Annotated in this window: 10 protein-coding genes; 5 read left to right on the top strand and 5 right to left on the bottom strand. The window is 46.2% G+C overall.

Translation table 11 applies throughout. The features are described from left to right. The first annotated feature begins 101 nt into the window (after positions 1-101). Both AC5JL3_RS26585 and AC5JL3_RS26580 read left to right on the top strand, forming a co-directional pair. Positions 102-899 carry a DUF928 domain-containing protein gene (locus AC5JL3_RS26585; protein WP_496077337.1) on the top strand — a complete coding sequence of 266 codons (798 nt, stop codon included), beginning with the start codon at positions 102-104 and terminating at the stop codon, positions 897-899. Positions 900-1170: 271 nt separating this feature from the next. After that, positions 1171-1971: a DUF928 domain-containing protein gene (locus AC5JL3_RS26580; protein ID WP_496077336.1), complete on the top strand. Its 801-nt coding sequence runs from the start codon at positions 1171-1173 to the stop codon at positions 1969-1971. 164 nt (positions 1972-2135) lie between these two features. Here the strand turns inward: AC5JL3_RS26580 and AC5JL3_RS26575 are convergent, their stop codons facing one another. Further along, positions 2136-3446 (bottom strand): tetratricopeptide repeat protein, encoded by a 1311-nt coding sequence (locus AC5JL3_RS26575; RefSeq protein WP_496077335.1) that lies wholly within the window; start codon positions 3444-3446, stop codon positions 2136-2138. A gap of 44 nt (positions 3447-3490) precedes the next feature. Between AC5JL3_RS26575 and AC5JL3_RS26570 the strand changes: the two genes are divergently transcribed. Together AC5JL3_RS26570 and tsaB are read left to right on the top strand one after the other, a co-directional pair. Beyond that, complete coding sequence (locus AC5JL3_RS26570) at positions 3491-5521, top strand: protein kinase domain-containing protein (protein ID WP_496077334.1); 2031 nt, start codon at positions 3491-3493, stop codon at positions 5519-5521. After that, positions 5521-6186, top strand: coding sequence for a tRNA (adenosine(37)-N6)-threonylcarbamoyltransferase complex dimerization subunit type 1 TsaB (tsaB, locus tag AC5JL3_RS26565; RefSeq protein ID WP_496077333.1), 666 nt, complete (start codon positions 5521-5523; stop codon positions 6184-6186). Before AC5JL3_RS26570 ends, tsaB begins: the two co-directional genes overlap by 1 nt. A 37-nt stretch (positions 6187-6223) precedes the next feature. On the opposite strand, the gene AC5JL3_RS26560 is transcribed toward tsaB, so the two are convergent. The 3 genes from AC5JL3_RS26560 to AC5JL3_RS26550 form a co-directional block, all read right to left on the bottom strand. Then, a complete protein-coding gene (locus AC5JL3_RS26560; RefSeq protein ID WP_496077332.1) occupies positions 6224-6742 on the bottom strand; it encodes a hypothetical protein in 519 nt (172 codons plus the stop codon). A 190-nt stretch (positions 6743-6932) separates the two neighbouring features. Next, positions 6933-8483 (bottom strand): mercuric reductase, encoded by a 1551-nt coding sequence (locus tag AC5JL3_RS26555; RefSeq protein ID WP_496077331.1) that lies wholly within the window; start codon positions 8481-8483, stop codon positions 6933-6935. 41 nt (positions 8484-8524) lie between these two features. After that, positions 8525-9196 carry a TVP38/TMEM64 family protein gene (locus AC5JL3_RS26550; RefSeq protein WP_496077487.1) on the bottom strand — a complete coding sequence of 224 codons (672 nt, stop codon included), beginning with the start codon at positions 9194-9196 and terminating at the stop codon, positions 8525-8527. Between the two features lie 264 nt (positions 9197-9460). Between AC5JL3_RS26550 and AC5JL3_RS26545 the strand changes: the two genes are divergently transcribed. After that, on the top strand, positions 9461-10180 hold the full coding sequence (locus AC5JL3_RS26545) for a ThuA domain-containing protein (protein WP_496077330.1): 720 nt from the start codon (positions 9461-9463) through the stop codon (positions 10178-10180). Positions 10181-10285: 105 nt separating this feature from the next. Here AC5JL3_RS26545 and AC5JL3_RS26540 read toward each other — a convergent pair. Then, positions 10286-12493: tandem-95 repeat protein (locus AC5JL3_RS26540; protein ID WP_496077329.1), on the bottom strand; the 2208-nt coding region annotated here is incomplete at its 5' end.

Genomic DNA, 12493 nt, shown 5'->3' with positions numbered 1-12493 from the left:
CTGATTATCATAGATTAGCTACCAATGTGTTGGAACCTATGCTTCTGTTCTGTCATCTTTAATAAATAAAAGTCCCCGATCTACCCGAAAATACTCCTATCATGGCTTGGTTCAAACGCTCATCACGCTTCACAATCATAACGGCGGCTTTGATGTTGGGGCTTAGCCTCAATGTCGTGGCGCAACCTCAACCCCGCTCAACTCCTGTCTCTCTCAGTAACAGGCTGGAAAATGCCTTTAGACCGCCAAGTGGTATAGGCAAACCTGTCAACAGGCAACAGGGGGCGACAAGAGGCCCTTGCATGACGAAGGCAAGCAAGCCACTCATTGCCCTAGTTCCAGTTGACGGGGCGGGAGAGACGATGGCAGAAAATCCGACTGTCTTTTGGTACATGCCTGAAATCTCTGCGGATGCACCAGCACCAGCCGTAGAGTTTGTACTCAAGGATGCAAACGATCAAGAAATTTACACAGCTGAGTATACTTTAACAACCTCTGCTCAAGGTGTTGTGGGAGCACCTGGTATTATGAGCTTGAATGTTTCTAACCTCTATCCTCTAGAAATGGGTCGGGAATATCACTGGGAGTTGACATTGATGTGTAATTCCAAAGACTCTGATCGGTCTGAAGACCTTACAGTATTTGGAATGTTGAAGCGAGTCGCACCTGACCCAGATCTTGCGCTTCGTGTCCAGCAAGCTAGCCCCCAAGAGCGTGTAGGTCTATATGCAGACAAGAAGCTTTGGTATGAAACAGTAGCAGCGTTAGTCGAGCTACGACGCGATCGCCCCTACGATAGTAACATCACCGCTGCTTGGAGAACCCTACTCAGTTCTGTAGGACTGGAGGTGATTGCCCAAGAACCTGTAATTCAGAGTGCGAGAAACATCAGGAACTAGAGGAGTTGGGCACAAATAAACGAACTCAGTGGCGGCTTTTCATCATTAGCAACGAGTAGGACGGTTCCAATTGCTCACTAACCAACAGATTGCTTGTATCACTAAACAGTGAGTTTATCTTCATATAATTTTCCATCGTTGCGGTTGATGGAGAAATAGGGGGATAGGGAGAGGTTTTTATGAGGGGTGATTAAACAACTTTGATATGACTACTAGTAATTCTCTTCCTGCGTCTATTTGACACCCACCTACTCAATATCCAATAACTGTCATGGCACAGATACAGTTCCGCTTTTTCAAGTTTGCTCAGATACTCTCCCTGACACTGGCACTAGTCATTGCGATATTCACGGTAGTACAAACTCCACAGAGCCTTTTTGCCCAAGGAATACCTCGGAGTTGGGAAGCAAACCAATATCAACCACCCGTGAATATTGGTAAACCGCGTCGTGTGGAAGGAGGAGGAACTCGCGGTTCAAGCAGTGGCTGTTCAATTAGTGGCAAACCCCTTACCGCACTAGTTCCTAACAATCGCTTTGGGGTAACGGTAGCAGATTACCCTACATTTTTTGTGTATATGCCTACCTTATCGCCTGAAAACTCCTCACTGCCAGTAGAGTTTTTGTTGAAAGATAGCAACGAGAATGAACTCTACAAAACCACGTTTAGGACAGGTGGAATGTCGGGTATTGTCGCACTCAGCCTTCCTGCCCATGCAGGGTTGTCGCCTTTAAAGGTGGGTCAGGATTATCAGTGGTCATTCTCACTGCTTTGCCTCGAAGATGAGCGATCGCAAGATATTACTGTAGAAGGGTGGACTAGACGGGTAGAACTCAACTCTTCACTTAGCACTCAGTTAGCACAAGCCCCACCACAAAAGCAAGTTGAGCTGTACGCACAAGCAGAGATTTGGCATGATGCTTTAGCAACTTTGGTGCAGTTACGCCGTGAGAGACCCAATGATGCAATGATTGCCGCTGATTGGGTAAAACTGCTGAGTTCAGCTAGTTTGGGAACTCTAGCTCAAGAGGGATTAGTACCAAGATCAACAACTGCGGGACGCCAGTTATAGCAATCAGCAGTCAGCTTTGGGCGGTCAGCTTCCAGTCAAATAGGCTCCGGTTAAGGAACTCGGCTTCCGATGATTTCCTAACCTCAGTGGCTACTGCTATAACTTCACCTCAGGATTCGGGCAATCCCCAATCCCTAATCCCCTTCACTTTAATCAATAGGCTTTTAGCGATCGCTTTCTATATCCTCAATCACCTTCTCCCAATACCAATGTTCTGGCATCCCAGGATTTTTTCGCTTGGCTATATCAATTAGTCGTGTTGCGACATCCCAGTACCCTCCTACCAACCGCAGGAGTCGGTTTTGTACATCACTACTTGGATAAGAGCTTGACCAGGTTGGGTTGTTTGGATTAGTGGCGCTATTATTCAAATTTGATTGAGACGTTCGTCTTTGTGCTGAAGAACCAGCTTGTGATAAGGGGAGCTTTTTCAGCTTTTCCAATACTTGTCGATAACTCGCCCAATCTTGCTTATCAAAGTAGATATTTGCCGCTTTTTGATAATCGTCAGCCGCTCCCTGTTTGTCATCAAAATCGAAGCGAGCAACTGCCCGATAGCAATACAGTAGACCATCATCGGGTTTAATACTCAGCGCTCGTGAGTAATCTTCGATTGCTTGTCGATAGCTACGAAGCTTTCTGTAAGCATGACCCCGATTAGTGTAGGCTTCAATATTTTTGGGATTACTATCTAATAACTGAGTAAAGTCATCAATCGCACCTCGATAATCACCCAGTTCAATACGGACTTGTCCCCGATGGCAACGAACTTGGGTATCTTGGGGACTCAGTTGCATTGCCCGACCTAAGTCTTGAATTGCTCCCTGATGGTCACCTAGCTTGCAGCGAACAACACCACGATAGCAATAGGCTTTGGCATCTCGTGGCTCAACTTGAAGTAGCCAGTTAAAATCTTCCAAGGCGGAACGGTAGTTGCCTCGGTTAACTTTCTTCACGGCTTGCTTGAAGAAATCCTCTGTCTGAATTAACGTCATTGCTTGTTTTTGGGGAGCCTGAATTTGGCTGATGCTGTCCAAGCAACGGCGGCAATTGACAGTATCTTTCTGTTCTAAATAGAGTTCAGCAGCTTTTTTAAAACTAGCGATCGCGTTTTGGGTATCTCCTAAGCGACGATAAATCGTGCCTTGAAGGTTATAAGCAGGAGCATGATTAGGTTTTAGCTGTAGTACTTGATTCGCATCCTCAAGTGCGCCTTGAGTATCTCCCTGTGCTAACCGCGCCAAACTTCGCCCAAAGTAATTTTCAATACTTTCACTATTGATTTGCAACGCCTGAGTATAGTCCTCAATTGCGCCAAGGTTATCTCCTAGGTCAAAGCGCGTAACACCACGTTTATAGTAGGCTTCAGCAAATTGCGGATTGATCTGCAACGCTTGATCAAAATCCTGAATCGCTCCTTTTAGGTCTCCTTGAAGCGCCTTTTCTAACCCTCGGTCGTAAAGTTCTCGCTCCATTCTCCATCCCTAGATTGTTCAACCAGTCAGCAGCCCTATAGCCAATGATCATAACCGCCGTAGCTGACAGTCGTTATCATGACAAAGCTTTCTGCCCAAATTCTAACCAAGCCGTACACCGACTAAAGCGATCGCTTTTTTCAAACCGAAGGATTAGTATAGACTCATCTAGATCTGAATCTGCTGGAATGAGTTACTGCCTCAACCTTCGTTGTCCGAAGCCTCAAAATCCTAATAATGCGAGGTTTTGCTCAACTTGTGGATCGAGGTTGCTTTTAGGCGATCGCTATCGCGCTTTAGAACCGATTAGTCAGGGGGGCGTTGGTCGAACCTTTCTTGCTGTAGACGAACAAGCTACCTCAAAACCTCACTGCATCATCAAGCAATTTTCTCCAAAAAATCAAGGCACCAATAATGCAGAAAAAGCGGCTGAGTTATTCCATCAAGAAGCGACACGACTACAAGAACTCGGACAGCATCCTCAAATTCCGCAACTCCTAGCCTATTTTGAGCCAGATAATCTCACTGAAATAGGGGCGGCACCTGCCATTGTCCAAAGCTTAATCACAGGTCAAAGCTTAGCTCAGAAACTTGCAAGCGAGGGCGCTTTTAGCGAAGCTCAGATTCGACAAATCCTCAATGAGCTATTGCCCGTCTTGCAGTTTGTTCACGAGCAAGGTGTGATTCATCGAGATATTAATCCCAACAATATCATCCGTTGCTCCTCCACTCCGCTTACTAATGAGGAGATAAAAAATGGTGAGGAGCAACTCGTTCTTGTTGACTTTAGTGCTGCAAAATTCACTACAAAAACTGCCCTAGCAAGAACTGGAACTGTAATTGGTTCTGCTACCTACACAGCACAAGAACAACTGATGGGCAAAGCCGTTATCAGTAGCGATTTGTATAGCTTAGGTGTTACCTGCATTCATTTGCTCACCGATATTCATCCATTTGACCTGTTTAATAGCTTGGAAGGTATCTGGGTTTGGCAAGATTATTTAACGAATCCAGTCAGTAAAGAACTTTGTCAAATCCTCAACAAGATGCTCGACAGTGTAGTTAGAAAGCGTTACCAATCTGCTGCGGAAATCCTTCAAGACATTAATCCTCAAGGACACACGACAACGATACCCGCAACATTTATCCAGCCAAGTTACTCACAAAGTCTAACGCCAAAGTCCATCATCCCTATTTGGACATGTGTACGCACACTCACAGGTCATGCAAGTTCAATCAATTCAATTGCATTTAGCCCGGATGGACACACCTTTGCTAGTAGCAGTGCTGATAAAACTATCAAAATTTGGAAAGCAGATAGCCACCGACCCTGCTGCACTTTCTCAGGGCATTTAAGCTTAATTAATGCTGTGGCTTTTAGTCCAGATGGGCGACATCTAGCAAGTGGTAGTTGGGACTATACGATTAAGCTTTGGGATGTCGAAACTAGAGAACTAATTGACACCCTTCGTGAACATTCGGGTTGGATTCATGCGGTCGCGATTAGTTCAGATGGGAAAACACTTGCGAGTGGCAGTGCTGATAAAAGTATCAAGCTTTGGAACTTGAAGACTAAAGAAGTACAAGCAAGTTTTTGTGAACATTCTGGTGCGGTTCAAGCGCTTGTCTTTAGCCCAACTGGGCAGATTTTTGCCAGTGGCAGTGTTGATAATACGATTAAAATTTGGGATATAAGTCATGGTATTCAGCTAACGATTGAGGGTCATTTAGATACAGTTAATTCCCTAACGTTTAGCCCTAGTGGTCGTATCTTAATTAGTGGCAGTGCCGACAAGACGATTAAAATCTGGAATTTAGGTGACGGCGCATTGCTAAATACACTTACTGGGCATTTAGAAGCTGTTAACTCCCTCGCCCTCAACACTCAAGGGAATACTCTCATCAGTGCTAGTACTGACAAGACGCTGAAAATCTGGCATCCTAGTAGCGGAAAACTGCTACACACTCTTTCTGGACATTTAGCTGGTGTAACAGCGGTTGCTATTAGTCCTGATAGTCGAATAATTGCCAGTGGTTCTCAGGATAAAACAATCAAGATTTGGCAGTTTAACTAATGCAACACTTTGATCCCAACAAATATGCTCTCGCCCTCCATACAACTAGCTCCCAATTGGGGCTAGCAGTTAGTAACTTTGCTGATGATACTCGCTCTTCTACCTGGGATTTAGGGCGTGATTTGTCTAGTCATTTACATCAACATCTTGCTGAATTTCTAACACCTAAGAGGTGGGCAGATTTAGCGTTTATTGCAGTGGCAAAAGGACCAGGCAGCTTTACTAGCACTCGAATTGGCATTGTTACTGCCCGGACATTAGCCCAGCAGTTGGATATTCCTCTGTTTGCTATTTCAACACTAGCGGCTGTGGCTTGGTTGCAGCGGTTAGAAAGGACAGAAAGCTTAGACCAAAATGCGATCGCTCTCCAGATGAATGCCCATCGTGGTGAACTGTTTGTCGCAATCTATCAAGCCAACCCAACAGGTGTAGGACTAACACCGTTGCTATTAGATACGGTGATGACACAGGAGAACTGGAAGCAAGTTTTGGAGTCCTCGGAGATACCTTACCAACTGATTGATGTTCCAAGTGAGTTGGGGACAAGTGTAACGAGTGTATTGTCACTTGCCTATCTAGATTGGCAGCAAGGAAAGCGCCCCCATTGGTCGGAAGCACTGCCGTTTTATGGTCAACACCCAGTAGATGACAAGGCTGTGAAGTAATTACAGGTCACTAAACAGAAGCTAGTTTTCAATTAGCCTATTCCGTCGCCCGCCAATGGATGTAGGGACGAGAAGCCGACACACCTTTGTATAGGATTTCGTGGTACCCATCCACCCAAGTCATATCCATACGGAAAGAGACTTTACCATTGCGGAACTGGAGACTGTAGACACGAAACACTTCAGAACTTGCCTGACCAACACAAGACGCATATTCACTCCGTAAGGGTGCTTCGTATTCCAGCCGTTTCGGCTGTGAGACGACCAACTTTGCTGGTGCAGAAGCGATCGCTTGAGTATCAGCGACCACTGTATGATCAGCACCCCCTTCAAATCCAAGCATGAACATCCAAAGCCCAACCGTTTGAGGACAATTCCCTGCCTGACGTTGAACATTTAATTGCAAGTTTGGCTCCATTAGTATGGATGCAAAGGGGTCTGTTTGAGCTTGAGCCAATGTTACCTGGGCAGGAGTGGAATTGGTAACATCAGAGGGAACAACGAATGTGGCACCTAAAGCGAGTACAAGTAGCCAATATTGAACCGGAATTTTCATTAACAAGTTTCTGGCTTAGAAATAAAAGAAGCGAAGCATTATCCCGACTTAGGATAAGGAGGAAATCTACTAGCCACTATGGTTTCGCCGCTTCGAGTAGACCGTTATCCATTGACGTAAACAATTGAGTTTAAGTTTCATCAAACGGAGTCTGTATCGCTTCAGCCTCTTTTGAACTAACGACTGAAAACTACGACAGTTTGGTGACCACTGCCAAGAGTCGTTTAATATTCGGCTTGAGAAACGTCCGGCGATAATATGCATCTGCCGCTGCCTTAATGCCTTCAGCCTGGGTTGGGTAAGGATGAATCACACGGCTTAGAGTGACTAGACCTAGCTTGCCGACAATGGCGGTTGTCACTTCACTGATCATCTCACCTGCATGACGGGCAACAATGGTTGCACCGAGAATCTGATCGGAACCCTTTTTGTGAAGGATTTTGACAAACCCTTCCTCTTCACCATCTGCGATCGCACGATCTACATCACTCAAAGCAATTTTGACTGTATTTACATCCAAGCCCCTTTGCTTAGCTTCGTTCTCATACATTCCCACATGAGCAATCTCCGGGTCAGTAAAAGTCACCCAAGGCATAATCAGACTACTGAGTTTAGAGCGTCCCAAGCCAAAGGGAGAGAATAGAGCATTTCTGATCACAATTCGCGCCGCCGCATCAGCCGCATGGGTAAACTTCCAGTTCATGCAGATGTCGCCTGCTGCAAAAATTTTAGGGTTCGTCGTCTGGAGGTAGTCATTCACCTTCACGCCTTTTCGCTGGTCGTACTCCACCCCAACAGCTTCTAAATTCAAACCTTCAACATTAGGCGCACGACCCACGCCTGTCAAAATTTCATCGACCGTAACCGACTCGTCCTGACCATTACAGCTAAAGTAAAGCGTCTTGCCTTCACTGCTTTTAACCACACGCTTAATTTTGCAATCAAGCACTAAGCGGATACCTTCCCGGATAAAGACGCTCTGGACAATTTCTGCCGCATCGGTATCCTCTTTATTTAATAGGTAAGAGCCTTGATGTAAAAGTATTACCTCGCAACCCAAGCGTTGGAAAGCCTGAGCTAACTCGCACCCAATTGGTCCCCCACCAATTACTCCTAAACGTCGCGGTCGTTCTGTTAGGGAAAAGACTGTCTCATTGGTGAGATAACCTGCCTCTTCAAGTCCCTCAATGGGTAGTTCTGCGGCTCTAGCCCCCGTGGCAATCACAGCTTTCTTAAACCGGAGAATCTTATCGCCAACTTCAATCGTGTTGGCACTCGAAAACCGACCAGATCCCAAGAAGATATCAATCCCAATCTTTTGAAAGCGATCAACAGAATCGTGAGGACTAATCCTCGCCCGTAGCTTACGCATCCGCTGCATCACTGCTGGAAAGTCTATTTCAATGTGTTCTGGGGGGTGAATCCCAAAAGCACTTGCATCCCGCATTTCGGCAGCAACGCGAGAAGACCGAATTATGCACTTGGAAGGCACACAACCAACATTCAAGCAATCCCCACCCAGGAGATGCTTTTCAATCAAGGCGACTTTTAAACCCAGTTCTAGACCCGCTGTGCCAGCCGCTGCAACTAATCCAGCCGTGCCAGCACCAATCACAACCAGGTCGTAACAATCAGCAGGTTGAGGATTAACCCAATCTGGCGGATGGACATAAGAAACCAGCGTTTGGTTATATTCATCCATCGGTGAGACAGTAACTCGCTCGAATGCAGAACTTGACATGGGTAACACCTTGGAGAATTAAAAATTAAGTATTCCTCTATTTATGAAACCTTTTCTTCCAAAGCCTTTCGGGCAATACGAGTTACATAAACAGTCACAGCAACTGTTGCAATAAAACCAATAATCCGAATTGTCCACTCGACGGTGGGATTGCTAGGTTGACCCTCAGTACCAACTTTGGCAAGATTACCAGCCAGGGAACCGAGGTAAACATACATGATCGTGCCTGGAATCATACCGACGAAGCCAAGAATGTAGTCTTTGAGGGAAACTCCTGTAACGCCAAAGGCATAGTTCAGGAGGGTAAAGGGAAATACAGGGGACAGCCGGGTTAACAGAACAATTTTAAATCCTTCTTTGCCGACAGCTTCATCAATCGCTCGAAATTTTTCGTTTCCTGCGATTTTCTTAAAAACCCAATCTCTTGCTAAATAGCGTCCAATTAAGAAAGCCGCCGTTGCTCCTAGTGATGCACCGATGAAAACATAGATTGAACCCCAAACAATCCCAAAGACAACACCAGCACCCAAAGTGACAATTGACCCCGGTAAGAATGCTACGGTAGCAACGATATAGAGGGTAATATAAGCGATCGCTCCTAGCGAACCCAGACTATCTATCCACTCTAAGGTGTTCCGCAGTGTTTCTTGAGGATTAAATCCTGCATCAGCGGTAGTTCCCTGTGCTAATGCAGGAGCAGCAATCACGAACATAATAGCGATCGCTTGTATTGTTAACACAATCAACCCGATAGCAGCACCTAAGTTTTCAGCACGATAGTGGCGTGTAATTAAGTTGTCCCTCATGGCTTTGCCCTCTTCTGTTGAGACTAGTCGAGTTCAATAGTAATCTCCTAAAACCAGGAATCCTAGTTAGACACCCATGAACAGGAGTACACAAACATTGCGATGAAAATCCCTCTCGCCTACCACCTATTTTCAAGACAAAATTAAGAGTAAAAACCTGTGGAGAACGTAATGACCCATGCGCCTCGCGTCACGGTATGGAACGAGTACCAACACGAAAAAACTAACCCGAAAGTAGCCAAAATCTACCCAAATGGTATCCATGAAGTCATTGCCCAACATCTGCGTTCTTCAGGACTAACCGTACAGACGGCGACTTTGGAGCAACCGGAGCATGGCTTGACTGATGCGGTGTTAAATCAGACTGATGTCTTAATCTGGTGGGGACACATCGCCCATGATCGGGTGCAAGACGACATTGTAGACAAAATTCACAAGCGGGTTTTGTCTGGCATGGGTCTAATCGCGTTGCACTCCAGTCACTTCTCCAAGATTTTCAAACGGCTCATGGGTACGTCCTGTAATCTCAAATGGCGCAACGCAGGCGAAAAAGAACGCCTTTGGGTTGTTGCTCCCTCTCACGCGATCGCTTCTGGGTTGGATGAGTCTTTTGAAATCGCTGCTGAAGAGATGTACGGTGAGTTCTTTGATATTCCTACCCCTGATACTCTGGTTTTTGTTAGCTGGTTCGAGGGGGGTGAAGTCTTTCGCAGTGGATGTTGTTATCACCGAGGTCAGGGTAAAGTCTTTTACTTTCGTCCTGGCGATCAAGATTACCCAACTTACCATCAACCCGAAGTGTTGCACGTCATTACTAATGCCGTCCATTGGGCAGCCCCAGTTGCTGTGCCTGAGGTGAAATTTGGCAGACAGCCTAAGCCATCCAGTTAACAGTTGTACGGGAAGCAGCAGCGTATATCGTCGCTTAATTGCAAGAGCGATCGCACTCTTTCCGATATGAGCTTTCAGCCTCTATTTTCAAGATAGGTCTAATCATTAGACAATGACGTTACTGCCGATCATCAAAGCCGTGGTAGTGACATTGTTTAAAGTTACCAGAGAACTGAAATTTTGGGAGCCAGCCACTCCATCTGGGTCAATTTGGACTTGAGTATTACTACCACTCTGCACGAACTGCATATAGCCAGCCGCAATTGGATTAGCACCCGCATAGCCAAGGTTATCGAAGAGAGTTCTTAGGTCAAGGACATCTCTGCCAACACCAAAATCAGTGATGGTATCACCCTTGTCATTAAAATCAGTGTAGACAAATGTATCACTACCAGCACCACCGACTAAGAGGTCAGCACCACTGCCCCCCGTTAATACGTCATTACCTCTACCACCATTTAACATGTCATCGCCTGCTTTACCCTCAATGACATCTCTCCCGCCATAAGCATTGATGATGTTATCACTGCTTGTACCGATTAACGTCTCGGAGGCGGCGGTTCCCTCAAGGTTCAGTGGGTCAACTGTAAGACTGACTGTAGCCATTTCGCTCGTCCCACCATGACCATCACTTACCGTGTAGGTGAAGCTGTCTGCGCCACTGAAGTTGAGGGGGGCTGTGTAAGTAAATGTTCCCTCCTCATTCTGTACTAGGGTGCCGTAGGTAGGATTGATGAAACTTCCAACTGTGAGTACATCACCATCGGCATCAGTAGCATTTGCTAGCAAATCAAGCGTGATTGAGTTGCCTTCAGTCAGAGTTGCGACTTCATCATTAGTAATAGGAGCATAATTGGTGTTGGCGATCGCTAAATTAAAGGTATTGCTAACATTTGCCCCTACCTCGTCTGTTGCTGTGACTCTGATGTCTAAGGAACCGACCATCCCGTTGAGAGGGGTACCACTAAAAGTGCGAGTAGCAGCATTAAAAGTCAACCAACTCGGTAAGGCATTCCCGTTACTCAAGGTAGCTGTGTAAGCAAGGCTACTTCCGGCATCAACATCACTGAAGGTGTTGGCAGGCAGTAGAAAAGAGAAAGGGATATCTTCTGCGGCGCTTTGATTTGGAATTGAGTTAACAACAGTGGGAGTGTCGTTGACGGCAGTAACCGTAACACCAAAGGTTGTTTCGACAAATAAACCATCCGAGTCTGTGGCTCGAATAGTCAAGTTGCCCGTACCGTTGGCGTTGGTTGCATAGTCTAGTATCAACTCTCCTGTAACTGCATCAACGGTTGTTGCTGCGAATAAACTGGGATTACTATTGTTGGCGATCGTGTAGGTCAGGTTCGTATCTGTGTCGTCATCATCGGTAAAGGCAGCAAACAAGTCAATCACCGTATTAGGAGCATCTTCCTGCACAATGACATTACTAATGCCAGTGCTACTCGGAGCTTCTAACTCTCGGTAAAGTTGAGCGTACACTCCATAGCTTGAGCCATCCTGACCATTACTCGTCCAATTAACAATGAAATCCCCGTCAGCGTCCATCGCAACATTGGAGAACCGTTGAGAATTGTTGGTATAGGTATTAACCTGAAACTCATCACCTAAAGCCTCTCCAGCTGCATTGTAACGCTGAGCATATACACCATAGCCAGAGCCATCTTGAGCATTACTACTCCAGGTAATTACAAAATCTCCATCGGCATCCATCGCCACTGTGGAGTAGAGTTGAGAACCACTGGTAAAGGTATGGACTCGGAACTCCTGACCTAAAGCCTCTCCGGCTGCACTGTAGCGTTGAGCGTAGACTCCCCAACCGGAACCATCCTGCCCACTGCTAGTCCAAGTCACCACAAAATCCCCATCGGCATCCATCGCAACGCTGGAAAATCGTTGAGTGCTGCTGGTGTAGGTATTGACCTTAAACTCGCCACCTAAAACCTCTCCAGCCGCACTGTAGCGTTGAGCATAGACTCCATAGCTAGAGCCATCCTGTCCAGCACTATTCCAGATAACGACAAAGTCTCCGTCTGCATCCATCGCCACCTTAGAGTAGATTTGAGAACCACTGGTATAGCTGTTGACTTGGAATTCGTTACCTAGAGCCTGTCCTGCCGCGTTATAGCGCTGGGCGTAGACTCCCCAACCGGAGCCATCCTGACCATTGCTACTCCAGGTAACAACAAAGTCTCCATCGGCATCCATCGCTACCGTCGAAAACTGTTGAGAATTGCTAGTAATAGTATTAACTCGGAATTCGTTACCTAGAGCCTGTCCTGCCGCGTTATAGCGCTGGGCGTAGACTCC

The sequence above is a fragment of the Symplocastrum torsivum genome (genome assembly GCF_059505465.1).
This window is presented reverse-complemented; position numbering and strand designations above follow the sequence as displayed.